Source organism: Mesorhizobium sp. CAU 1741 (genome assembly GCF_039839275.1).
Taxonomy (GTDB): domain Bacteria; phylum Pseudomonadota; class Alphaproteobacteria; order Rhizobiales; family Rhizobiaceae; genus Aerobium.
Map to the genome: position 1 here is coordinate 54,448 of NZ_JBDOQP010000001.1, position 24,455 is coordinate 78,902.

Genomic DNA, 24,455 nt, shown 5'->3' on the forward strand with positions numbered 1-24,455 from the left:
GCCCCAATCAGGAGTTGAGCCAGCACTTGGACAGCGCGTAGCCGCCCATCATTTCCTGATTGCCGTCCTTGACCCAACCGCCGACGCTCTCGGCGGTCGCGTCGATGAAGTCATTGAACATCGGGACGATGACGCCGCCCTCTTCGTTGATCATGACATTCATGTCGCGATAGATCGCCTTGCGCTTGGCATCGTCCAGTTCCGCACGCGCGGTGAGGAGCATCTTGTCGAAGTCGTCGCGGAAGAAACGGGTGTCGTTCCAGTCTGCCGTCGACAGGTAGGCGGTCGTGAACATCTGGTCCTGGGTCGGGCGCCCGCCCCAGTAGGATGCGGAGAACGGCTGGACGTTCCACACTTCCGACCAGTAGCCGTCGCCCGGCTCGCGGCGGATGTCGAGGGTGATGCCTGCGGCGGCAGCGCTCTGCTGGTAGAGCTGTGCTGCATCGACGGCGCCTGGGAAGGCGACATCCGAGGTACGCAGCAGGACCGGGCCTTCATGTCCCGACTTCTCGAAGTGGAATTTGGCCTTGTCCGGATCGTAGTTGCGCTGCTCGAGATCGTCGGAGAACAGCGGATAGGAGGCATTGATCGGCGTATCATTGCCGATGGAGCCGTAGCCGTGAAGAATCTTCTCGACCATTTCCTCGCGGTTCATCGCGTATTTCAGCGCAAGCCGCAGATCGTTGTTGTCGAACGGCGCGGTGTTGCAATGGGCGATGAAGACGTAGTGGCCCTTGCCCGCGACGTTGCGGATCGTCACGCCGGGCACGCGGCTGATCATCGAGACGATGCGCGGCTCGACGCGGTTGATCATGTGGACCTGGCCGCCCTGCAGCGCGGAGGTGCGGGCCGTCGCATCATTGATGACGATGATCTCGATCTGATCGGCAAAGCCGCGGTCTTCGCGCCAGTAATTGGCGAACTTCTCGCCGACATGGCGCACGCCCGGCTCGTTCACGGCCACGGTGTAGGGACCGGTGCCGACGCCTTCGGTGGGGTTATCCTTGCCGCCGTTAGGCTGGATCATCAAATGGTAGTCATCGAGCATGTAGGGAAGGTCGGCGTTGCCTTCCTTCAAAGAGATGATGACCTCGTTGCCGCTAGCGCGGACGTCGTCGATCGCACGCATGATGCCGAGCGCGCCGGACTGGGAATCCTCGTTTGAGTGGCGCTCCAGCGTGGCGACGACGTCTTCTGCGGTGACCGTCTTGCCGTTGTGGAATTCGACGCCCTGCCTGATCTTGAAGGTCCATTCCTTGGCGTCGTCGGATGCGCCCCACTCTTCGGCAATGCATGGCTCGACGGTGCCGTCGGGCGCGAGCTGCACCATCTGCTCGCCCCACTGGCGGCCAAACTTGTAGGGCACCTGGCTCTGCCACGTCGCCGGGTCGAGGCTGTTGGTGGACTCACCACCCTGCATGCCGGCCTTGAGCGTTCCGCCGCGTACGGGCTCCTGCGCCATGGCCGAGCCGGATATGAGCGAGTTGGCGAAGGTCGCGGTGACGCCGAGTGCGGCAGCACGGCCAAGGAAGTCTCGGCGGGAGAGCTTTCCAGCCACGACTCGACCGCTCAAATATTTGAGTTCGTTTGACATTTACTGTTCCTCACTCCGTTGGAATTGTTCGGACCCATCTAGCAGGCATCGTTGGATGTGCCTTGTTTGGGCCATAATGGCGACAAAGCGCAACCCCCAGAAGCCAATTTGCGACATTGCATGGCGTAATTGATGCGGCTCATCTGACATAATGCCGTTGCGGCATCACCCTAGACGAAATTGCGCGGTATTTCCCGGTCAAACCGTCTTTCGAAGACTTGTTGTTCGCTTTCGAATGCCACGATCTGTCCGGCAATTCGGAAGCTGTCGCGTGTCGATGACATCGTCGTGAACGTCTCGATACGGACCGCCCAATCGTCGCGGCGATAGGTCTGCGTCCAGTGCGTCTTTCCATGCGCGGAGAGCGGATCGCCGGGGTCGATCGACCACCGTTCGCGGGCGATCTCGCCATGTACGAGCCCGTGGTCGAGGTCCCGCACTTCGCCGAAATCGTCCTCTATGACGAGGCTGACGGTGCCAGTCGCCTCGTCGCGTTCGACGAGCCGGCTGTTGGCGCTCTTCCTCAGGATTTCGGTGCGCCATGGCGTCGCGGATTCAGGTTCCTCGAATGTCCATTCCGCGACATTGCCCGACGAATTGCGCAGCGGAAGAGAGAGTTCCCCGCCATGGACGGTCAATGTCACGGTTTCAGGCGAAGGCCAGACGAGCGGCCAGTAGGACGACGAGATTGCGACACGCAGGCGATGTCCGGGCGGTATGCGATAGGCGATGTCGTCTAGCTGGAGAGTGACGTCCATCTGTTCGCCAGGTACGATCGCCTTGGGATGTTCGTGCCCGTCCGGGTGGGTCAGGTTGAGGACGCCATAGGTGATGCGGGTGGACGCTCCATCCGGTCCTACGTCGCATAGCCTGACCGCGACCATGGCGGCCGGTCTGTCGGCTGCCATTTTGAGCGTGACAACCGGTGCGCCGACGATCTCCATCGCCGTGTCGACCTGCATGTCGAAGCATAGCGATTTTGCGTCATCGTCACGCTGGTTGCCGGGCATCTCGGGGCCGAGCCAGATGGCGCAGTATTCGCCGCTCGCCATACCGGTATCCTGGGGCGACGAGACAGTGGCGGGAAGCGCTTCCTGCGAGGTCAATGCATCGCCGAACGGCAAGCGCTGATGCGGGATCGCGGAAGGCCATTGCTTTTCGGCGATCCATCGGCCGGGGCGCTCGGCATACCAGTCGCGTGGAGGCACCGAATCCATCACATAAAGACGCATTGCCGGATCGTTCTCGACCCCTGTGTCTATGCCCTTGAGCCACCTGTCCCACCAGCGCAGCGCTTCCTGCAGGAAACCGATCGCGGGGTGAGGGACGGCAAAGTGCGGATATTTGTGGATCCAGGGACCGACGATGCCCTTGGCCGGAGCATTGGTGATGCCGGCGACGATGCGCGAGACGGTGTTCTTGTAGGCGTCGCCCCAACCGCCGACTGCCAGCGTCGCGGCTTCGATCGCCGAAAAATCCTCGCACACCGAGCCCCGCTTCCAGTAGGCGTCTCTCGTCTGATGCTCCAGCCACGTTGCCGGCAGGAAGGGCTCGTTCTCAAGCCTTTGAAGCCACATCTCGCGCCACTTGTCGCCGACCAGCGCCGGGTCTGGCGGGCGCGACGAATAGGACAGCATGGTGGCGCCCCAACCCATGTTCTCGTTGAGCAGCAGGCCACCCTTGTAGTGGATGTCGTCGGCATAGCGGTCGTCGGTCGAGCACAGCGTGATGATCGCCTTGAGCGCCGGCGGCCGCATCGCCGCCACCTGCAATGAATTGAAGCCGCCCCACGAGATGCCCATCATGCCGACATTGCCGTTGCACCAGGGCTGCGATGCCGCCCAGGCGATGACATCGCAAGCGTCCTGCCATTCCTGCTGGCTGTATTCGTCCTCCATCAGCCCTTCGGAATCGCCGTTGCCGCGCATGTCGACGCGGATGCAGGCATAGCCGTGCCCTGCGAAATATGGGTGCGTGAGGCTGTCGCGCGCCGTGGTGCCGTCGCGTTTCCTGTAAGGCAGATGCTCGAGGATCACCGGGACGGGGTCGTTCTCGGCATCAGTCGGCATCCACACGCGTGCAGACAGTCGGCAACCGTCCGGCATGACGATGCCGAAGTCGGGGATTTCGGTTATGGGGCGAGGGAAGTCGGTGATGGTTTTCATGCATGTCTCCAATCCTCACAGTGAGGCATGGAGCGCATGTCGGTTGCAAGTCGCGGCAGCCGGTGCCGTCGCTTCAATTCAGCGGGATGTCGTTTTCCGCCTTCGAGGCCTGGTAGGTTTCAGAGAGGCGATCATAGTGCGCAGCGATCACCTCGATTCTTGCTTCGAGAGTTTCACGCGCATCGGCGGGCTGTGCCCGCGCAAGGCGACGTAGCCCGTAGCTCTTCCAATACGCGTTTTCCGCGTTGTATCCGCCGGGTTCGAGCGTGAACACCTCTTTCAATATCTTGAGATCGTGCGGAATGGCGAAGCTGTCACGCGAATCCTCGTGGCTGAAGAGATAGTAGAAATTGTCGAATCCGGTCCATGTGATCGCCGACAGGCACAACGAGCACGGCTCGTGGGTGGACAGGAAGATGCACTCGGCCGTCTCGGGGCGATCCGCCTTCGGTAGTTCGTAGAATCGCTTCAGTGCATGCATTTCGCCGTGCCAGAGCGGGTTTTCCATCTCGTTGTTGGTCTCGGCGACGACGACCGAGAGATCGTCCTTCCGCAGGATCGCGGCGCCAAAGAGCTTGTTGCCCTTCGCCACTCCAGCGGCGGTCTTCGGCTCGATCTCGCGTTCGATGACATCGAACAGGCGGTGGAGGAATTGTTCGTCGTGCGTCGTCATTCCGGCAGCCTGATCTCCCATGGCGTTTCGAAGTGGTGCTCTTCGAGATTGTTGCCATCGCCGCCCCTGTCCACCACGAGAAAATCCTGTGGAGAGCCGATCGGTGTCAAGACGCCATGCCATAGGTTGCGGGGATAGCTGACGCCTTGCCCCGGCGCGGTGACGAAGACGTGCGGCTCAGCGGGTCCTTCCGGGCCGTCATGGCAGACGATGACCAGAAACGGCGCCGGCGACAATGGCATGAACGCCTGGCTTCCGAACGGGTGGCGCTCGACCATCGTCAGCTTCAGCGGAAATTCGTAAGGCGTCGCCTTGAAGAGTGAAAGCAGCACCCGGGCATTCGGCCCCTCCGCCTCGACCTTGGCCAGATCATGAAATCGCTCGCACTTGCCACCATTAATGGGGAAATGCGCGTCCATATCGGTGTCGAGCACATCGCCGAACTCGGCGAAGGCCTCACGGGTCAGCGGGCGGGCTGTGAGGATGCGGCTCATCGGAATGCCAGCTTCGCGTGGCGGTTGACGTCCTTGTAGAGCAGGTAGCGGAACTTGCCTGGGCCTCCGGCGTAGCAGGCCTGCGGGCAGAAGGCGCGCAGCCACATATAGTCTCCCGCTTCGACCTCGACCCAGTCCTGGTTGAGGCGATAGACGGCTTTTCCTTCGAGAACGTAGAGGCCGTGTTCCATGACATGCGTCTCCTCGAAAGGAATCACGCCGCCCGGCTCAAACGTCACGATGGTCACGTGCATGTCGTACCGCATGTCGGTCGGATCGACGAAACGCGTCGTCGCCCAGACGCCGTCGGTATCCGGCATCGGATGCGGCGCGACGTCGGCTTCATTGACGAAGAAGGCATCTGGCACGTCGATGCCGTCGACGAAGTCATAGGCCTTCCTGAACCAGTGAAAGCGTACCGGTGTGGCGCCGTCGTTTCTGGTAGTCCACCCGCTGGCCGGCGGCAGGAAGGCAAAGCCGCCCGGCTGCATCACCTGCGACTGCCCGTCGAGGGTGACCGTCAACGCACCCTCGAGTACGAACAGCACGGCTTCGACGTCGGCCTCCGGCTCCGGCCGGTCACTGCCGCCTCCGGGCGCCACTTCCAAGATGTATTGCGAGAATGTCTCGGCAAAACCCGACAAGGGACGCGACAGGATCCAGGCGCGTGCGCCTTCCCAGAATGGCAATGCGCTGGTGACGATGTCGCTCATCACGCCTTTTGGAATCACCGCGTAGGCGTCGGTAAAGACGGCGCGGCCAGTATGAAGCCTGGTCTGGGGCGGTAGTCCGCCCTGCGGCGCGAAATAGGTGCGGCCGGTCATCTGGCAATTCCTCAGGAGGGCAGGATGTCTTTGAGACGCAAGAGGGCAATCCGTTCGACCTGCGTGCAGGCGGTGCCGAATTCCGTTGCGCGGTCGTTGTTGAGACGGGTGCGGAAGGCGTCGAGTATTTCGGTCTTGGTGCGTCCCTTGACCGCGATGATGAAGGGGAAGCCGAAGGTCTGCACGTAGCTGGCATTCAGCCGAGTAAAGGTCTCGCGCTCTGCGTCGGTAAGCGCATCGAGACCCGCCGACGCCTGTTCCGCCGACGACTCGGCCGTCAGGCGCTTTGCCTGCGCGAGCTTGCCGGCAAGGTCTGGATGCGCGGTGAGCACGCCCAGTCGTTCGGTCTCGCTCGCAGAGCGGAAGATGCGCGCAAGGGCGTTGTGCAAGCCGCCGGCACTGTCGTGCGCGGGCCCGAGTTCGAGATCGAAGGCGCGCTCGGCGACCCAAGGCGAATGCTCGAAGATGCCGCCGAAACGGGCGACAAAGTCTTCACGGCTCATGCGGCTGGGCCGCAACGCCCGTGGAGCGTAGGGATGCTGCTCGCGCCAATGATCGGCGATCTGCTGGCGGGTCGCCAGCCAGACATTGTCATGGCTCCTCACGTAGTCGATGAAGCGCTGCAGCGAGGCGGCTCGGCCTGGCCGCCCTATCAGGCGGCAGTGCAGGCCGATATTCATCATTGCCGGCCGGCCAGCCTTGCCTTCGGCATAGAGCGTGTCGAACGCGTCCTTGAGATAGGCAAAGAACTGGTCGCCGGAATTGAAGCCCTGCGGCGTGGCAAAGCGCATGTCGTTGGCGTCGAGCGTATAGGGGATCACGAGCTGTGGATTGATCGGATTGCCGTGGCCGTCATGGTCGAGCCAATAAGGCAAGTCGTCGTCATAGGTGTCGGATATCCAGTCGAAACCGCCCTCGGCGGCTGTCAGCCGGACAGACCAGACCGACGTTCGTCCGAGATACATGCCTGTCGGGCGCTCACCGACGACTTCGGCGTGAAGTCGGATCGCTTCGAGCAGATCGGCCCGTTCCGTTTCCTCGTCGTGATCGCGGTAGTCGATCCAGCGCAGGCCGTGGCTGGCGATGTCCCATCCGGCCTCCTTCATCGCCGCGACCTGGTCAGGCGAGCGCGCAAGAGCGGTGGCCACGCCGTATACCGTCGCGGGAACGTTCGATGCGGTGAACATGCGGTGAAGCCGCCAGAAGCCGGCGCGGGCGCCATATTCGTAGATCGACTCCATGTTCCAGTGGCGCTTGCCGGGCCAGGCCGCGGCGCCGACGATCTCCGACAGAAAGGCCTCGGAGGCGGCATCACCGTGGAGGACGTTGTTTTCGCCACCCTCCTCGTAGTTGATCACGAATTGCACGGCCACATGCGCGCCGCCCGGCCATCTCGCATCCGGCGGGTTCGGCCCGTAGCCGCGCATGTCTCTGGGATATCGCATTTCGCCTCCACTATCGGTCTGCGACAGGATAGTTGAAAAGCCAAGCGGAATTCCCCCCTGAAAGTTTGAAAGAGTTTTTGGCGGGCTCCGGCTCTGCCTGTATGCTCGCATCCTCTAGGCTGCCCTATTTGAAGAACGACAATGGCCGGTGAACGGCACACAGGAGACGGAATGGCGCAGGCAGCGGGCGGCAAGCTCACCACCCACGTGCTCGACACGGCCCTGGGAAAGCCGGCGGCGGGAATGGATATCGCGGTCTATCGGCTGGACGGACAGGACCGGGTCGAGATCAGGCGCGTGACGACGAACACCGATGGCCGTTGCGATGCGCCGCTGCTTGAAGGCGCGGAATTCGAGACCGGGCAATACGAGATCGTCTTTTTCGCCGGCGATTATCTGCGAGCCGGCGAAGGAAAGTTGCCAGATCCGCTGTTTCTCGACCAGATTCCGATCCGCTTCGGAATGGCGGAACAGACGCACTACCATGTGCCGCTGCTGGTCTCGCCCTACGGCTATTCGACCTACAGGGGAAGCTGATGGTCGAAATCCGCGCTGAAATCCGCTTTCTTCTCAACGGCGAGCCCGTTGCGCTCGCCGACGTCCGTCCAGACGAGACGCTGCTCGACTATCTGCGGCTGCGACGATCGTTACGAGGCACCAAGGAAGGCTGCGCCGAAGGTGATTGCGGCGCCTGCACGGTCCTTGTCGGCCGCCTTTCGCAAGGGGGACTCGTCTACGAGGGCGTAAACGCGTGCATTCGCTTCCTCGGGTCACTCGACGGGTGCCACGTCGTCACCGTCGAGCATCTGAAAAGTGCCGACGGCACGTTGCATCCGGTGCAGCAGGCCATGGTCGACTTCCACGGCTCCCAATGCGGCTTCTGCACGCCGGGTTTCGTGATGTCGCTTTACGGGTTGTGGATGCGCTCGCCCGATCCGGGCGTTCCGGAAATCGAAAAGGCACTTCAGGGCAATCTTTGCCGTTGCACCGGCTACGAGGCGATCGTGCGGGCAGCCCAAGCTGTCTCGTCATACGGAGAGGCGGGAACGGACATTCTCGCCGCCGAGCGAGCCGATGTGACGGCGCGGCTTGTTGCCATGCGCGATGGCCGTCGCGTGGAAATCGGAACCGGCGCGCAACGCCTGGTGATTCCCGCGACAGTGGGAGACCTCGCCGCGGTGCTGGATGCCAATCCTGACGCCACGGTCGTGGCCGGGTCGACCGATGTTGGTCTTTGGGTGACGAAACACATGCGTGATATCGCGCCTGTCGTGTTCATCGGCGGGTTGGCCGAATTGCAGACGATCAGCGAGACCGGTGGCGTCATGAGCATCGGCGCGGGCGTCAACTACACCGAAGCACGCCGGGCGCTTGCAGGCCATATTCCGGCGCTTTCGGTGCTGATCGACCGGATCGGCGGCGACCAGGTGCGCAACATGGGGACGATCGGCGGCAATATCGCCAACGGATCGCCGATCGGCGACATGCCGCCGCCGCTCATCGCGCTCGGCGCCACGTTGACGCTGCACAAGGCCGGTGTGCGGCGCTCGATGCCGTTGGAGGATTTTTTCGTCGACTACGGCAAGCAGGACCGCGCCATCGGCGAGTTCGTCGAGTGCGTGCATGTGCCGGTGCCGAGGCGCGGTTCGCATTTCGCGGCCTACAAGATCTCCAAGCGACGCGACGAGGACATCACCGCCGTGCTTGGGGCGTTTCACATGACCATCGCGGATGGGTTGGTCTCGTCGGCACGTATCGCTTATGGCGGGATGGCGGCAACACCGAAGCGCGCAAAGGCGGTCGAAGCGGCCCTGGTGGGCAAGCCATGGACGATGGAGACCGTCGAAGAGGCGGTGGATGCCTATCCGGCCGACTTCAAGCCGCTGAGCGACATGCGTGCTTCGGCGGAATACCGGATGCTGGCGGCCCGCAATCTGCTGAAGCGGTTCTTCCTGGAAACGACCGAGGCGGGCAAGCCGTTCACGGTAGAGCGTTATGAGGAGGCGTGAACAATGAACAGGCACGCAGCTCCCGACATCAAGGCGCAGAAGATCTCCGGCGGCGTCGCTACCGATCGCAAGCATGATTCGGCGCACAAGCATGTCGCGGGCGAGGCGATCTATATCGACGACATGCCCGAACCGGCTGGCACGCTGCATGGCTGTCTCGGGCTCTCGACGGTCGCCCATGCGACGATCCGTTCTATGGACCTTTCGGCGGTCGCCGCTGCACCGGGCGTCGTCGCGGTGCTTACGGGCCATGATGTGCCCGGCGAGAACGACATCTCGCCAACCGGCAGGCATGACGAGCCCGTTCTCGCCACCGACAAGGTCCAGTTCCACGGCCAGCCCGTATTCGCCGTCATCGCGCGGACACGCGAAGAGGCGCGCCGCGCCTGCAAGCTGGCCCGGATCGACTATGAGGAACTGCCGGGCGTGTTCGACATCGGCGATGTCGATCCGCTGTCCGGCAAGACTGTCACGCCCGGCCTGACGCTGACACGTGGCGACGCGCCCGAAGCCATCGCGGCGGCACCGCGACGCATCAAGGGGCAGATGCGGGTTGGTGGACAGGACCACTTCTACCTCGAAGGCCATATCGCGATGGCGATACCCGGCGAGGACATGGACGTCACCGTCTACTCCTCGACACAGCACCCAAGCGAAGTCCAGCACATGGTTGCCCACGCGCTCGGCGTGCCGAGCCACGCGGTGGCGGTGGAAATCCGGCGCATGGGCGGCGGGTTCGGCGGCAAGGAAACGCAATCGAACCAGTTCGCCGCCATCGCCGCCGTCGCGGCCAAGAAACTTGGCCGCGCGGTGAAAATCCGGCCTGACCGCGACGATGACATGATCGCGACGGGAAAGCGCCACGACTTCATCGTCGACTATGAAGTCGGCTTCGACGACGACGGCAACATCCTTGCGGTCGACTATGTCTATGCCGCGCGCTGCGGGTTCTCCTCCGACCTGTCCGGCCCCGTGACCGACAGGGCGCTGTTTCATTGCGACAACGCCTACTTCTATCCGGCGGTGAAGGCAGTTTCGGCACCTCTGTACACCAACACCGTTTCCAACACGGCCTTTCGTGGTTTCGGCGGCCCTCAGGGCATGTTGGGCGCCGAGCGCGTGATCGACGAGGTGGCCTTCGCCACGGGCAAGGATCCGCTCGAAGTCCGCAAGCGCAACTTCTACGGTGATACCGAACGCAACGTGACGCCCTATCACCAGACGGTGGAGGACAACATCGTCCAACGGATCGTCGAGGAACTCGAGGCGACGGCGAACTATGCACGTCGCCGTCGTGAGATCGCGGCCTTCAATGCCAACAGCCGGATCGTCAAGCGTGGACTGGCGCTCACACCGGTCAAGTTCGGGATCTCATTCACCGCCACCCACTTCAACCAGGCCGGCGCGCTGGTGCATGTCTATACAGACGGCTCGGTTCACCTGAACCATGGCGGCACCGAAATGGGGCAGGGGCTCTACATCAAGGTCGCGCAGGTGGTGGCCGAGGAGTTCCAGATCGACATCGAACAGGTGAAGATCACAGCGACCACGACCGGCAAGGTGCCCAATACCTCAGCGACCGCGGCTTCGTCAGGCTCGGATCTCAACGGCATGGCGGCACAGAATGCCGCCCGGCAGATCAAGGAGCGGCTGATCGATTTCGCTGCCGAAAAATACGAGGTGCCGGTGGAGCAGGTTGTGTTCCTGCCCAATCGCGTGCGTGTGGGCAATCAGGAGATGCCGTTCGCCGACCTCGTCAACCAGGCCTATATCGGCCGCATTCAGCTTTCCGCTGCCGGCTACTACAAGACGCCAAAGATCCACTGGGACCGTGACAAGGGCGAGGGGCGGCCGTTCTACTACTTCGCCTACGGGGCGGCGTGCTCCGAAGTCGCGGTCGACACACTGACGGGAGAGTATATCGTCGAGCGCACCGACATCCTCCACGAGACAGGCCGGTCGCTGAACCGCGCCATCGATCTCGGACAGGTCGAAGGCGCCTTCATCCAGGGCATGGGCTGGTTGACCACCGAGGAACTCGTCTGGGACGACAAGGGCCGCCTGCGCACCCACGCGCCATCGACCTATAAGATCCCGCTGGCATCTGACCGCCCGAAGATTTTCAACGTCGCGCTTGCCGATTGGTCGGAGGCCTTCGAGCCGACCATCCATCGCTCGAAGGCAGTAGGCGAACCACCCTTCATGCTCGGGATGTCCGTGCTGCACGCGCTTTCAGATGCGGTGGCAAGTGTCGCGGACCACGCCGTCTGCCCGCGTCTCGACGCGCCGGCCACGCCCGAGCGCGTGTTGATGGCCATCGAGCGGCTCAAGGCAGTCGGATAGACGACGATTCTGCGGCTGAGGGTGATGGCGATGCAGGTTATGGTAGAGCTCGACGTTGCCCCCCTCTGTCCTCCCGGACATCTCCCCCAACAGGTGGGAGATCAGCGGTTTCGGCGGCGGCGCGTGTCTTGTAACGCCTACGATTGGCGAAATCCTGCGAAACAGCCAATCTCCCCCCTCGTGGGGCAGATGTCCGGCAGGACAGAGGGGGGCGTGCGGGAACGCCCGCGCTTCGAGATATGACATCTGCCACGCTTCGTCTCCGCTCTTTCCTCGACGTATCGCCATCCGTGGCAGTCGTGGACGTGCAGGAAGCGCTCGGCTCCACGCCGCGCGAGATCGGCGCCTGGATGTTGGTCTCGCCTGATGCCATTTTCGGGACCATCGGGGGTGGCCAGCTCGAATTCATGGCGATCGCGCGCGCCCGCGAGATGATGCGTGAAGCGGTGGGGAGTGATGTCCTTGATGTCCCGCTGGGCCCGGAGATCGGGCAGTGTTGCGGCGGCCGGGTGAAGATCGCCATCGCGGTCGTCGACCAGAACCTGCGCGCAACGCTACCCAAGCGGATCGACCGGGAAGAGGCTTCGCAACCCCATGTCTACCTCTTCGGTGCTGGCCATGTAGGCCACGCGCTTGCCGAAGCCTTCGCGCTCCTGCCGGTTTCGGTCACTGTCGTCGAGACACGCGCGGAAGCGCTGGACGGGATGCCGGACAGTGTCGACACCGTTCTGACGCCAGTGCCCGAGGAGACGGTGCGCGGCGCGCCTGCGGGCTCGGGCTTCATCGTGCTGACTCACGATCACGCACTGGATTTCCTCATCGTCGCCGAAGCGCTGAGGCGAAGCGACGCGCTCTATGTCGGGATGATTGGCTCGCGGACCAAAATGGCAACGTTCAAGAGCTGGTATCTCAGGGAGGCAGCAGGCAACGAGGCGGATGCCGCCCGCCTCGTCTGCCCGATCGGGGGTGCCGGTCTCAAGGACAAGCGGCCCGCGGTCATCGCCGCGCTGGCCGCGGCCGAAGTGCTCCGCGCGCTGCTGCCGGCAGGATAGGCGCTATTCCTTTTCCTGCACGTGCGCTTCCAGAAACCACAAATTCTTGTCGAGATCACGCGACAGTGCCGTGAATATGTCGGCCGTGTCCGCGTCGCCGGCCTCGTCCGCTTCGTCGATCGCCGCACGCGCCGCATTGGCTGCAGCCCCGTAGCGATCGATGAGCGCCGCGAGATGATCCTTGGTCTTCGAAATGTCGGTTGGATATGGCTTGAGCGTCGTCTTCTCGGCAACCACCTGGGAGGTGCCGGAGGCCATGCCGCCAAGCTGCACGGCGCGTTCGGCGATGGTATCGACATGGCCGTCCAGCGCTGTGCGGAAACCGTCGAGCATCTCGTGGATGGCGATGAACTGCGGGCCTTTAAGATTCCAGTGCGCCTGCTTGGTCAGCAATGCGAGATCTATCGCATCGGCGAGCCGCGCATTGAGCAGTTCGATGGAAACCTTCTTGGTATTGGATTTGAGATCGTTGAGGGTGGAATGCAAAGCCATGGCCGAACTCCTGAAAAGCGTTGTCGTGAAATATTGCGTCATTACAACGTAGGAAATGGTTGCCTGGTTTCCTCCCCCTTTGCGCTGTCTTGTCGCGTCAGCAAGGCGACGCTCGGAACCGATTCGGGACTCCGGAAGTTTCTACCCCGGATGAACAATAGGAGAGTTGCCATGAACAGCATTATCTACATCGTCGGTCTCGTCGTCATCGTTGTCGCGATTCTTTCGTTTCTCGGGCTGGGCTGAGCCGAGAGCGCCTAGCGCCCGGCCATGATGTCGCGGATCATCCGCTGGCATCGTTCGGCCATGAAGTCGAGCAGCAGACGCACCTTGGGGTCCTGAAACTTCCTGTGGGGATACACGGCAGCAAGTTTCACCGGAGCCGGGGGGTTGTCCGGCAAAATCACCTTCAAACGACCATCGCGCAGGAAGGGCTCTATGTCGAAGCGTGGCTTGTTGATTATGCCGCGCCCGGCGAGAGCCCATCCTGTCACGACGTCGCCATCGTCTGAATCATAGGGTCCGGAAACCTCGAATTTCTGCGGGCCCTCATCCGTCTTCAGCAGCCAACTGTGCTCCTTGTTTCCGGGAAAGCGCAGCATCAGGCAGTCATGCCTCTCGCTGATGAGTTCCTGTGGCGCTTTCGGCTCGCCGCGCCGCGCCAGATAGACGGGCGAAGCGGCCAGCACACGCTCGCAATCCATGATGCCACGCATCCGCAGGCTTGAATCCTCCAGCAGGCCAAGCCGGAAGGCGACGTCTATGCCTTCCTTCATGATATCGACGTTGTGGTCGGACAGGCGCAGCCGTACCTCGATGTCGGGGTAGCGATCCCGGAATTCGGGGATGCCGGAGGCGATCAGACGGCGTCCGAGGCCGAGTGGCGCCGTCACGCGGATCGTTCCGCGTGGCTGCCCGGACAAGGCGCTGACGGCGGCCTCGGCCTCGACAATCGATTCCAGGACCTTCTTGGCGCCGTCATAAAAGACGCGGCCATGTTCGGTCGGCATCAACTGGCGGGTGGTGCGATTGAACAACCGCACCCCCAGATGCTTTTCCAACTCCTTGATGCGGTTGGAGGTAACGGCCGGTGATATGCGCATGTCGCGCCCGGCCGCAGACAGGTTGCCGAGTTCCACGACGCGGACGAAGACAGCGATGTTATCGAGATAGGCCATGGCACCTCAGGGGCAATGTGGCATTATTTTCCAGTTTTTTTTGAAAGTCATCGTGCATCTACCCCCTTCCTGTTCGAAGCGGAAGCCGTAGACTTCGCGGAGAGCATACGAGGGGTCTGATGCACGACTTTGCGATCTTCTGGGAATGGCTTTCATTCGGCGTGCGTTGGCTTCACGTCGTCACCGCCATCGCTTGGATCGGATCTTCGTTCTATTTCATCACGCTCGACCTCGGCCTGGTGAAGCGCGAGGGGATGCCCGCCGGCGCGACGGGCGAGGAATGGCAGGTCCACGGCGGCGGCTTCTACCACATCCAGAAATACATGGTGGCGCCAGAGCGGATGCCGGAGCACCTGACGTGGTTCAAGTGGGAATCCTATGCCACGTGGATGTCGGGCTTTTTCCTGCTGGCGGTGGTCTATTATGCCGGGGCGGATCTCTACCTGATCGATCCGAACGTGCTCGACGTCTCGGCGCCGATCGCCATCTTCATCTCGATGGCATCGCTGGCGCTTGGCTGGCTGATCTACGACCAGCTCTGCAAGTCGCCGCTGGCCAACAATGACACGCTGCTGATGCTGGTTCTGTTTCCGATCCTGGTGGCGATCGCCTGGGGTTATACCCAGCTCTTCACTGGGCGCGCCGCTTTCCTGCACCTGGGGGCGTTCACCGCCACCATCATGTCTGCCAACGTGTTTCTGACGATCATCCCCAACCAGAAGATAGTCGTGGCCGACCTCATCGCGGGCCGTAGGCCCGACCCGAAATACGGCAAGATCGCCAAGACCCGCTCGCTTCACAACAACTACCTGACGCTGCCGGTCATCTTCCTGATGATCTCGAACCACTATCCGCTGGCATTCGCGACGGAGTTCAACTGGATCATCGCGTCGCTGATATTCCTGATCGGCGTGCTGATCCGGCACTATTTCAACAGCATGCATGCGCGAAAGGGCAAGCCGCACTGGACATGGGCGCTCGCCGCGGTGCTCTTCATTTTCATCATGTGGCTGTCGACCGTCCCCCGGGTACTCACCGGGGAGGAGCAGGTCTCCGCGACCGGCGAGATCTACATGGCGTCCGAACATTTTCCCGCTGTGCGAAACGCCGTGCTGGGTCGCTGCTCGATGTGCCACGCAGCCGCGCCGGCATGGGACGGCATCGCGTTTGCGCCTAAGGGCGTGGCGCTGGAAACCGAAGCGCAGATCGCCGAGCATGCACGCGAGATCTACCTGCAGGCGGGGCGCAGCCACGCGATGCCGCCCGGAAACGTGTCCGGCATTACGCCCGAGGAGCGCGCGCTGCTGGTTGCATGGTTCGAGGGAGCGCGCAGGTGACTACGCTTCTGCTGCGTGGACGTGTGCTGTCGTTTCGCACCCGGCCGGAAGGCCTCGACGATCGCGCGTCCTATATGTTCGAGGACGATGGGGGTGTCCTGATCCGTGACGACAAGATCTCTGCCATTGGCGATTTCGCGACTGTCGCACGGGACGCAGGCAATGACGTGAAAGTCGTCGATCACCGCCCGAACCTGATCCTCCCCGGCTTCATCGACGCCCACGTCCATATGCCCCAGATGCAGGTCATCGCCAGCTACGGGGCTGAACTGCTCGAATGGCTCAACAGCTACACTTTCCCCGAAGAAACGAAATTCGCCGACGCGCAGCACGGGCGGCGCATCGCGCGCCTTTTCTGCGACGAGATGGTACGCCATGGGACAACCACCGTCGCCGCCTACTGCTCGGTGCATCGCCAAAGCGTTGATGCGTTCTTCGAGGAAGCGCTGTCGCGAGACATGCTGGTGATCGCCGGCAAGGTGATGATGGACCGCAACGCACCGGAGGCGCTGCGCGACACGCCGCAGACCGGATATGACGACACCAGCGCGCTGATCGCCGAATGGCACGCCAAGGGCAGGCTGCATTATGCCGTCACGCCGCGCTTCGCGATTACCTCAAGCCCCGAGCAGATGGAGATGGCGGGCGCGCTGATGCGCGAGAATCCCGGCCTGCACATGCAGACGCATCTTTCGGAGAACCACGCCGAGATCGCGTTCACGCAGGAGCTCTACCCGTGGTCGAAGGACTATACCGACATCTACGAGCATTACGGGCTGCTTGGCCCGAAGGCGCTGTTCGGACACTGCATTCATCTGTCCGAGCGCGAGGCGGATGCGTTGTCGGATTCTGGTTCCGTTGCGGTATTCTGCCCGACCTCGAACCTGTTCCTTGGGTCAGGGCTCTTTGATTGGCAACGCTACTCGAAGCGCTCGAAACCTCTGCGGATCGCTGCCGCAACCGACGTGGGTGGGGGTACGAACTATTCCATGCTGCGCACGATGGACGAAGGCTACAAGGTGATCGCGCTGCAGGGAGAGAAGATCAATCCGTTCGCCTCCTTCTGGCAGATCACGCTGGGCAACGCCAAGGCGTTGTCGATCGACGAGCGGGTCGGCACGCTCGATCCAGGCACCGATGCAGACATTGTCGTCCTGGACGCCAGGGGGACGCCAGGCATGGCACTGCGTATGGAAAACGTGGAGACACTGGCGGAAGAACTGTTCCTGCTTCAGACGCTGGGCGACGACCGCGCCGTGCGCGAGGTCTATGTGGCGGGCAGGCCGGCGAAGTCCGTGCTAGTCTGACGCGATGATCGACACGCGCGCATTGTTCACCGCCCTGTTTGAAGCCGCCACGTCCGCCGCCGATCCCGCGCGCGTCATCGGTGAATTCCTGCCCGAGCGACCAAAGGGGCGCACGGTCGTGATCGGCGCCGGCAAGGGGTCGGCACAGATGGCTGCTGCCTTCGAGCAGGCATGGCACGAGCCGCTGCAAGGAGTTGCCGTGACGCGCTACGGCTATGGAGCGGCCTGCCGGCATATCGAGGTCGTGGAGGCGGCGCATCCGGTTCCCGACGAGGCCGGACTGAAGGCGCGCGAGAGACTTTTCGAGTCAGTTGCCGGACTGACTTCCGACGACCTCGTGGTCGCGTTGATTTCCGGCGGAGGCTCGGCCCTTTTGCCAGCGCCGCCCGATGGCATGAGCCTTGCCGACGAGATCGCCGTGAACGAAGCGCTGCTCGCCAGCGGTGCGCCGATCTCGGCCATGAACACGGTGCGCAAGCACCTTTCCACGATCAAGGGCGGGCGGCTTGCGCTGGCGGCGCATCCGGCGAAAGTCGTTTCGCTCGTCGTCTCGGACATTCCCGGCGACAATCCCGCCTTCGTTGCATCGGGGCCAACGGTGCCGGATCCGGCATCACGTCAGGATGCCCTTGCTATCATCGACGCCTATCGGCTTGACTTGCCCGAGGCCGCACTGCGGCATCTGGGTACGTCGGCAGCCGACGCGCCCCGGCCTGACGACTTGGCGTTTGCCGCCAACGAGGTGCACGTCATTGCATCCGCGGCGCGCTCGCTCGAGGCCGCCGCCGATGCAGCGGTCGCACGCGGCGTCGAGGCCGTCATCCTTTCGGATGCGATGGAGGGTGAAGCGCGCGAGGTTGCGGGAGTGCATGCAGCGATCGCGCGCGAGATCGCCTTTCGCGATCGGCCGTTCCGCAAGCCGATCCTGCTACTTTCGGGCGGAGAGACAACCGTGACCGTGCGCGCCAAAGGCGGCAAGGGGGGGCGCAACACCGAATTCCTGCTCGCGTTGGCGCTCGGCATCGATGGTGTCGAAGGAATCCACGCCTTCGCCGCGGATACGGACGGTATCGACGGATCGGAAGACAATGCTGGCGCCTTCGCGGATTTCACCACGGCACGCCGCATGCGAGCCGCCGGCGTCGATCCGAAGGCGGCGTTGAACCGCAACGATGCATGGAGCGCCTTCAATGCCGTTGGCGACCTGTTCGTGCCCGGACCGACGGGCACCAACGTGAACGACCTTAGAGCTATCTTTATTCGATAGAAAAATTCAGGAAATCAGCGTCTTCACCTTGCGCATGTCGTCGAGGAAACGGCTTCTTTCGGCTTGAGCGTCCGCCGCCTCGCGGATGCGCAGGATGAAGGACGGGTGGATGGTGATGAACACTGTCATGCCGTCCTCGCGTGTCACGGTTTCGCCGCGCATGCGCGTGATTGGAATCGCCTTTCCAAGCAGTGATTGCGCCGCTGTTGCACCCATGGCCACGACCAGATCGGGTTTGACGAACTGCAATTCCCGGTCGAGCCACCAGCGGCATGCGCTGACCTCGCCGGCATTGGGTTTCTGGTGGATGCGTCGCTTGCCGCGCGGCTCGAACTTGAAGTGCTTAACGGCATTGGTGACGTAGAGCTTCTCGCGCTCTATGCCGGCCTGTTCGATCACCTCGTCAAAGATGCGGCCTGCCGGGCCGACGAACGGCCTGCCGGCGATATCCTCCTGGTCGCCGGGCTGTTCACCGACAAAGACGGCGCGGGCATTTTCCGGACCCTCGCCGAACACGGTCTGCGTCGCGTCGCGCCAGAGCGGGCAGCGGCGGCAGCCTTCGGCCTGTCTGCGAAGTTCTACCAGCGATGCGGCTTCGTCCGGCAACTCCTTTTCAGGCGTGCTCCAGTGGCGCTCCTGTACCTTCGCGTGATGTGGCGCCGGCATGGTCGGCATCCTTTCCAGCATGTCCCGGGCAGCGGCATCCGCGCCCCTGATCATCTCAGGAATGAGCGAAGCCTCCGGCAGGTTCCGCCAGTACTTCTTCGGCATCTCCGCCTGCATCGCCTTCACCTTCAGCCGGGCTGGATTGAAGATGTTTGCGAAATAGGTGCGCCAAAGTTCGTCGGATGCGTCATCGCGCGGCGCATCAGATTTGACGGCACCTGGACCGATCACCAGCGATTCTCCGTCCCAGTCGGCCGACGCATGAGGTGTCAGGATCGTCCAGCGCATGCCTGCGAAACGCCGCACGAAGAAGGGCGCATTGCGCTCGACAATGTAATGGTCCGGCTCGAACCAGGCGACGAAATGCTCCCCGTCACCCTCGCCGACGCGCACGAAGCGAACGAACGCGCGCATCTTGTGTATGTCGCGCCGCACTGACTTCTCATAATCGCGAAGCCGGATGACGTCGGGATCGGAGGCAAGTTTCAGCAGGTGCGGCTCATTGCGAAGCCGGACAAGCAGACGATAGAGCAGGTCGAAGCGGGCCGGGTCGGAATGGCAGATGACTGCTTCCGCCTTGTCGATGAATTCGCGCGGCACGTTGAGCGATGCGGCCATTGGTGGCTCCGGAAGCGGGCGAGCTTCGGCGAAAAGGTCGTTGGCCGTGTCCGTCTGCCAGGTAATCGCGTGCGGAGCAATTCCGCTCAACGCCAGACGCCGCGCAGCGTCACGCCAACCGGGAAAATCGGTCTCGCCGGCAAGCCGCACGGAATACCGTGACATCAAAACAGGCTCAATTGTTTGGGTGGTGGAGCCAGTCGCGCGCGCAGGTCATGGCTGTCGATCAGGCCATGGGGCGACCAGCCGTCGGCGATGATGAAGGGGCGTACCTTGGCGACGGAAACGCAAAGCCGAGCAACATCCTCGATGCCGAGGCGCTTGTACCGGCGCACGCCGAGCATACGATCGACCACCTTGGCGCCGATGCCGGGAATGCGCAGCAGCATCTCGCGCGGCGCCCTGTTGACGTCGACGGGAAACGCGTAGCGATTGGTCAGCGCCCAGGCGAGCTTGGGGTCGATCTCCAGGTCGAGCATGCCATCGGGTCGACCTGCGGTTATCTCCTGCCGGTCGAAGCCGTAGAAGCGCATCAGCCAATCTGCTTGATAGAGCCGATGTTCGCGCATCAGTGGCGGCCGTGCCAAAGGCAGAGCGGAAGACGAATCTGGAATGGGGCTGAAGGCCGAGTAATAGACGCGGCGCAGGTGATATCCGGAATACAGCCGCGCGGAGGTCGAGAGAATGTCGTCGTCGGTTGTCGCGTCCGCGCCGACGATCATCTGGGTCGATTGGCCGCCGGGCGCGAAGCGGGGACGCTTCCTGGTGCGCATGGTCGGTTCCGACCGCTCCTCGATCTTCGAGCGCAGCCGTGCCATCGACACCCGTATCGTTTCCGGTTTCTTCTGAGGGGCAAGCTGCCTGACGCCGTCATCGGTCGGCAGCTCTACGTTGATCGAAAGACGATCCGCATAGAGGCCGGCCTGCTCGATAAGTTCATCCCGCGCCTCCGGTATTGTCTTGAGATGAATATAGCCCTGATAGGCATGATCGATCCGAAGCCTGCGCGCGCTCTCGACCATTTCCGCCATCGTCTCGTCAGGCGAACGGATCACGCCGGACGACAGGAACAATCCTTCGATGTAGTTGCGCTTGTAAAAATCGAGAGTCAGCGTCACCACCTCGTCGATCGTGAAGCGGGCGCGCCTGACGTTCGATGAGGATCGGTTGATGCAATAAGCGCAGTCGTAGATGCAGAAATTTGTCAGAAGGATTTTGAGCAGCGAGATGCATCGACCGTCAGGTGCATAGGAATGGCAGATGCCGCTGCCTTCCGTGGAGCCGATGCCCTTCGTTTTCAGCGAATTTCTGCCGGCAGCACCCGACGACGCACACGATGCGTCGTACTTGGCGGCGTCGGCGAGGATTGCCAGTTTCTGGCGCAGCGAGAGAGCGGACATACGTTCATGATATGTTCCGCAGTCGACCGCGTCCATTCACTTTGACATAGGTGACGAAATAGGGAGTGGAATGCGCCTTAGCCCGCAACGTCGATGACGCCGCAATCGCCGGCTTCCGTGCCGAACGCGATTCGGCGTCCTTCGTCGTCCCAGGCGAGAGCCGATATCGCGCTCTTTCCGGGGCGGCGCAGCAGAACTTCCTTCTGGTCGGCGATGCGGGCCACCATCACCATCCCGTCAGCATAGCCGATGGCAACGATGTCGTCGGTGGTATGGCAGGCAACACTTGTCACCATCGCGTCGCCACGCGTGCCGAGTTCGACCGGCGCCTTGCCGATCGGCCCGTCCTTGGTGAGGAAGGGCCAGACGATGGCGGCGGGCGCGCCGGAACTCGCCAGCCAGCGCCCCTTGGGGCTCCACGACAGCGATTTCACCTTTGCGGGGTAGCCGGCCATGCGCATGTGCTTGCCGTCCGCAAGCTTCCATCCGTGGAGGGCGTTTTCCTGCATCGCCGTGACGAGAAAATTGCCGTCCGGCGAGAAGGTTGCGGCGGTATGGGCGCCTGCCCACTCGAGTTCGACGGGCTTCCCGGACGCGGCTGGAAAATGCAGCGTCGCGCCGTTGTAGCGAGCGACGGCGATGCGCATCCCTTTTGGCGCGAAGGCCACGCCTTCGACAGACCGCGGATGCTGGAACTCCTTGGTGGTTCCGTCGGGCAGCAGCACATGGGCAACGCGGCCGCTGGCGTAGGCGACGGCACCACGCGGACCCGTCGCGACCGCGGTAATCCATTTGCGCCCGATGGAAGCCAGTTCCCGAGCGTTTCCGTCGGACGACATCGAACACACCCGTCCATCCTCGCCGCCGGTGACCAGCGAATGTCCGTCCAGCGATCGCGCCACCGCGAGCAGGCCGTCATTCACCTGCGTCGTCTTGTGCCCGCCGTCGAGCCGATGGACAACGCCATCGGCCATCGCGAACACGGGAATGCCGTCGAGCCAGGTCGTGGCTATGCAATGGCCGTCGAGATCGAGTGGCGCAACCGTCGGCATCAGGCCTGGCACGCCTCGAAGGTGCGCTTCAAGCGCTCGGCATCGAGTTCGCGGCCGATGAACACCAGGCGGCTCTCGTGGGCCTCACCGTCCTTCCATGCACGCTGATGGTCGCCTTCAAGGATCATGTGGACCCCCTGCACCACATAGCGCTCTGGGTCGTCCTTGAGCGCGATGATGCCCTTCAGCCGAAGAATGTTCGGGCCGTCCATCTGCGTGGTCTTTTCCAGCCACGGGAAGAAGCGCTTCGGATCCATCTCGCCGCCGCGCAGAGAAATCGACGTCACGCCGACATCGTGGATCGGCGAGACGCCGTGATGGTGGTGATGGCCGTGGTCGTGATGATGGTGGTGATCATGGTCGCAGTCTGGTCCGCATTCATGATCGTGATCATGAGCGTCGAGGAAATGCGGGTCGTTGTCGAGCGCACGGGACAGGTCGAACGCTCCGCGATCAAGCACTTCCGACAAGGCGACGCCGGAGCGTTCCGTCTTGTGGATCTTCGCGGCCGGGTTGATGGCGCGTATCGCGGCCTCGACGTCGCGCAGCTCGTCGGGCGTCACGAGATCGGTCTTGTTGAGCACGACGACATCCGCGAACGCGATCTGGTCTTCCGCCTCCTTCGAATCCTTGAGGCGCAGCGGCAGGTGCTTGGCATCGACGAGCGCCACGACTGCATCGAGCCGGGTCTTCGAGCGAACATCGTCGTCCATGAAGAAGGTCTGGGCAACGGGAGCGGGGTCAGCCAGACCCGTCGTCTCGACGAGAATCGCATCGAAACGGCCCGGGCGACGCATCAACCCCTCGACCGTGCGAATCAGATCGCCACGAACGGTGCAGCAGATGCAGCCATTGTTCATCTCGTAGATTTCCTCGTCGGACTCCACGATCAAGTCGTTGTCGATGCCGATTTCGCCGAACTCGTTGACGATGACCGCATAGCGCTTGCCATGATCTTCGGAAAGGATGCGGTTGAGAAGCGTGGTCTTGCCGGAGCCGAGATAGCCGGTGAGCACCGTCACCGGAATTTGGGTCTGCGCCTGTGCCATGGATGACCTCGTTGGCGATGGATGGATTGTCGTGGGGTCCATATAGGATGCCGCGGCCGAGATTGCACCGGGGATTATTACCACCATGAACCGCTTACCGCAGCACTGAGACGTCGAACCGTGCAACGTCGTCCAGCAGCGCCACGAATCCTTTAGTGGCATGCCCGAGAATTTCTTCGCCCGCCTCGGCGCTGGCGGCGGCGGCGTCTCCGGTCACGCCATCCGGCGACAGGTCACTCATCTTCCAACCGAATGCGTGTGGTCCGTAAGCGCGCAAATGCGTGAATTCGGTCTCGAAACGCTCCTGGGCGGAGGGAAAGTCCCTGGACTTCGCCATGTCCACGAGGTCGGGCCGCAGGGCGAGCATCACGGATGTCTCGATGAAGCCGCCATGGATGCCGAGCGCCTTTTCCTTTGGCGACACGAGGTGCGCGGGATAGCCGAACCGCGTCCAACTGGTGGCGACGGCGAGCATCCCGTGCCGTACGCGCAGCTCCGTCGCCACGATGGTCATCAGCGGTGCGTTGCCGCCATGGGCATTGAGCATGACGAAGCGGCGCATGCCTTGCGCCAGCGCGGCCTCGCCGATGTCGATCCAACGCGCGACAGCCTCATCGAAGGCCAGCGTCCTGGTGCCGCGAACATCCAGGTGCTCGATCGAATAGCCGACCGGCTCGACGGGCAGGAACTCGACGTCGAGACCGGGCGGCAGCAGCGCTGCCGCGCGCTTGGCCACTGCTTCGGCGATGATCGTGTCCGTCTCGAACGGCAGATGCGGCCCATGCTGCTCGGTGGCTCCCAGCGGCAGAACGGCAATCGTTTCCGTTGGGCTATTGGTTCTTTCGTTGGCTGTCATCTATCTGTTATGTGGCTCTGCCATGGGTTCGTCCGTACTCCCGGGCAAGCTATCTTGTCTTGCTGCCGGCAGGCAATCCACGTCGCAAGGGGACGCTTCGATGGCAAAGGTGGACAAGGCGACGACGATGAGCCGGCTGGGTTCGGCGGCGCGCCTTTCGCGGACGGCCCTGGCTGCGCGCTTGCTTGCACACGGCTTCTATGCGGGCCAGGACCAGATCATGATCGCGCTCGATCGCCTTGACGGGCAGACGCCCGGACAGCTCGCTGCCAAGCTGGGCGTTCGTCCGCCGACGGTGACCAAGACGATCAACAGGCTGCAGAGCCAGGGCTACGTCGACAAACGCGCATCGGAGACCGATGCCCGGCAGGCCAACATTTTCCTGACTGATGACGGTCGCGCCGCCATCAAGGCGATCGAAAAGGCGGTCAAGAAGACCGAGAAGCAGGCGTTGAAGGGCCTCGACAAGAAAGATCAGAAAGCTCTTGCCAAGCTTCTGTCGCGCATCGAGGGAAATCTCTCACTCAATGGCAGCCCGATTGCCGAAGACGAAGACGAGAGCCTCGTCGAGAGCGAAGAGTAGAGGGCTCCTGGCGGGCACTTTCTGCTTGCACCCCATCCACGCTTGGACGAA

21 protein-coding genes are annotated in these 24,455 nt (G+C 62.6%); 8 read left to right on the top strand and 13 right to left on the bottom strand.

The features are described from left to right. Nucleotides 1-7: 7 nt before the first annotated feature. From AAFN84_RS00285 to puuE, 6 genes are all read right to left on the bottom strand, one after another. Entirely contained in the window at nt 8-1,594 is a 1,587-nt protein-coding gene (locus AAFN84_RS00285) for an ABC transporter substrate-binding protein (protein WP_347512327.1), read from the bottom strand. 170 nt (nt 1,595-1,764) lie between these two features. Next, entirely contained in the window at nt 1,765-3,759 is a 1,995-nt protein-coding gene (locus tag AAFN84_RS00290; RefSeq protein ID WP_347512328.1) for a CocE/NonD family hydrolase, read from the bottom strand. A gap of 73 nt (nt 3,760-3,832) precedes the next feature. After that, the gene (locus AAFN84_RS00295; RefSeq protein ID WP_347512329.1) at nt 3,833-4,432 is read right to left on the bottom strand and encodes a nucleoside deaminase; all 600 of its coding nucleotides are present in this window, start codon (nt 4,430-4,432) and stop codon (nt 3,833-3,835) included. Then, entirely contained in the window at nt 4,429-4,926 is a 498-nt protein-coding gene (locus AAFN84_RS00300; RefSeq protein WP_347512330.1) for an ureidoglycolate lyase, read from the bottom strand. Before AAFN84_RS00300 ends, AAFN84_RS00295 begins: the two co-directional genes overlap by 4 nt. Continuing rightward, nucleotides 4,923-5,750, bottom strand: a complete 828-nt coding sequence (locus AAFN84_RS00305; RefSeq protein WP_347512331.1) for a bifunctional allantoicase/(S)-ureidoglycine aminohydrolase — start codon at nt 5,748-5,750, stop codon at nt 4,923-4,925. Before AAFN84_RS00305 ends, AAFN84_RS00300 begins: the two co-directional genes overlap by 4 nt. An 11-nt stretch (nt 5,751-5,761) precedes the next feature. Then, complete coding sequence (puuE, locus tag AAFN84_RS00310; protein ID WP_347512332.1) at nt 5,762-7,195, bottom strand: allantoinase PuuE; 1,434 nt, start codon at nt 7,193-7,195, stop codon at nt 5,762-5,764. Nucleotides 7,196-7,366: 171 nt separating this feature from the next. Between puuE and uraH the strand changes: the two genes are divergently transcribed. The 4 genes from uraH (at nt 7,367) to xdhC (ending at nt 12,599) form a co-directional block, all read left to right on the top strand. After that, nucleotides 7,367-7,732: a hydroxyisourate hydrolase gene (uraH, locus tag AAFN84_RS00315; protein ID WP_347512333.1), complete on the top strand. Its 366-nt coding sequence runs from the start codon at nt 7,367-7,369 to the stop codon at nt 7,730-7,732. After that, a complete protein-coding gene (gene xdhA, locus AAFN84_RS00320; protein ID WP_347512334.1) occupies nt 7,732-9,204 on the top strand; it encodes a xanthine dehydrogenase small subunit in 1,473 nt (490 codons plus the stop codon). The genes uraH and xdhA overlap by 1 nt, the downstream gene beginning before the upstream one ends. Nucleotides 9,205-9,207: 3 nt before the next feature. Continuing rightward, entirely contained in the window at nt 9,208-11,547 is a 2,340-nt protein-coding gene (gene xdhB / locus AAFN84_RS00325; protein ID WP_347512335.1) for a xanthine dehydrogenase molybdopterin binding subunit, read from the top strand. Nucleotides 11,548-11,786: 239 nt separating this feature from the next. Next, nucleotides 11,787-12,599 carry a xanthine dehydrogenase accessory protein XdhC gene (xdhC, locus tag AAFN84_RS00330; RefSeq protein ID WP_347512336.1) on the top strand — a complete coding sequence of 271 codons (813 nt, stop codon included), beginning with the start codon at nt 11,787-11,789 and terminating at the stop codon, nt 12,597-12,599. A 3-nt stretch (nt 12,600-12,602) separates the two neighbouring features. Here xdhC and dps read toward each other — a convergent pair whose 3' ends face one another. Together dps and AAFN84_RS00340 are read right to left on the bottom strand one after the other, a co-directional pair. Further along, the gene (dps, locus tag AAFN84_RS00335) at nt 12,603-13,091 is read right to left on the bottom strand and encodes a DNA starvation/stationary phase protection protein Dps (RefSeq protein ID WP_347512337.1); all 489 of its coding nucleotides are present in this window, start codon (nt 13,089-13,091) and stop codon (nt 12,603-12,605) included. A gap of 257 nt (nt 13,092-13,348) precedes the next feature. Next, complete coding sequence (locus tag AAFN84_RS00340; RefSeq protein WP_347512338.1) at nt 13,349-14,269, bottom strand: LysR family transcriptional regulator; 921 nt, start codon at nt 14,267-14,269, stop codon at nt 13,349-13,351. A gap of 119 nt (nt 14,270-14,388) precedes the next feature. Here AAFN84_RS00340 and AAFN84_RS00345 point away from each other — a divergent pair, with 119 nt between their 5' ends. Genes AAFN84_RS00345 through AAFN84_RS00355 form a run of 3 tightly spaced genes read left to right on the top strand, consistent with a single transcriptional unit; the run spans nt 14,389 to nt 18,180 of the window. Then, nucleotides 14,389-15,606, top strand: a complete 1,218-nt coding sequence (locus AAFN84_RS00345; RefSeq protein ID WP_347512339.1) for a urate hydroxylase PuuD — start codon at nt 14,389-14,391, stop codon at nt 15,604-15,606. Further along, the gene (gene guaD, locus AAFN84_RS00350) at nt 15,603-16,913 is read left to right on the top strand and encodes a guanine deaminase (protein WP_347512340.1); all 1,311 of its coding nucleotides are present in this window, start codon (nt 15,603-15,605) and stop codon (nt 16,911-16,913) included. The genes AAFN84_RS00345 and guaD overlap by 4 nt, the downstream gene beginning before the upstream one ends. Nucleotides 16,914-16,917: 4 nt before the next feature. Next, nucleotides 16,918-18,180: a glycerate kinase gene (locus AAFN84_RS00355; protein ID WP_347512341.1), complete on the top strand. Its 1,263-nt coding sequence runs from the start codon at nt 16,918-16,920 to the stop codon at nt 18,178-18,180. A 6-nt stretch (nt 18,181-18,186) separates the two neighbouring features. Here the strand turns inward: AAFN84_RS00355 and AAFN84_RS00360 are convergent, their stop codons facing one another. The 5 genes from AAFN84_RS00360 to AAFN84_RS00380 all read right to left on the bottom strand — a co-directional run bounded on the left by AAFN84_RS00360 (nt 18,187) and on the right by AAFN84_RS00380 (nt 23,821). Then, the gene (locus AAFN84_RS00360; protein ID WP_347512342.1) at nt 18,187-19,629 is read right to left on the bottom strand and encodes a UdgX family uracil-DNA binding protein; all 1,443 of its coding nucleotides are present in this window, start codon (nt 19,627-19,629) and stop codon (nt 18,187-18,189) included. Then, nucleotides 19,629-20,864 (bottom strand): putative DNA modification/repair radical SAM protein, encoded by a 1,236-nt coding sequence (locus tag AAFN84_RS00365; RefSeq protein WP_347512343.1) that lies wholly within the window; start codon nt 20,862-20,864, stop codon nt 19,629-19,631. Before AAFN84_RS00365 ends, AAFN84_RS00360 begins: the two co-directional genes overlap by 1 nt. Before the next feature lie 77 nt (nt 20,865-20,941). Beyond that, on the bottom strand, nt 20,942-21,916 hold the full coding sequence (locus tag AAFN84_RS00370; protein WP_347512344.1) for a WD40 repeat domain-containing protein: 975 nt from the start codon (nt 21,914-21,916) through the stop codon (nt 20,942-20,944). Next, a complete protein-coding gene (locus AAFN84_RS00375; RefSeq protein ID WP_347512345.1) occupies nt 21,916-22,965 on the bottom strand; it encodes a GTP-binding protein in 1,050 nt (349 codons plus the stop codon). Before AAFN84_RS00375 ends, AAFN84_RS00370 begins: the two co-directional genes overlap by 1 nt. A 94-nt stretch (nt 22,966-23,059) precedes the next feature. After that, nucleotides 23,060-23,821 carry a creatininase family protein gene (locus AAFN84_RS00380; protein WP_347512346.1) on the bottom strand — a complete coding sequence of 254 codons (762 nt, stop codon included), beginning with the start codon at nt 23,819-23,821 and terminating at the stop codon, nt 23,060-23,062. Between the two features lie 100 nt (nt 23,822-23,921). Here AAFN84_RS00380 and AAFN84_RS00385 point away from each other — a divergent pair, with 100 nt between their 5' ends. After that, the gene (locus AAFN84_RS00385; protein ID WP_347512347.1) at nt 23,922-24,404 is read left to right on the top strand and encodes a MarR family transcriptional regulator; all 483 of its coding nucleotides are present in this window, start codon (nt 23,922-23,924) and stop codon (nt 24,402-24,404) included. Nucleotides 24,405-24,455 lie beyond the last annotated feature (51 nt).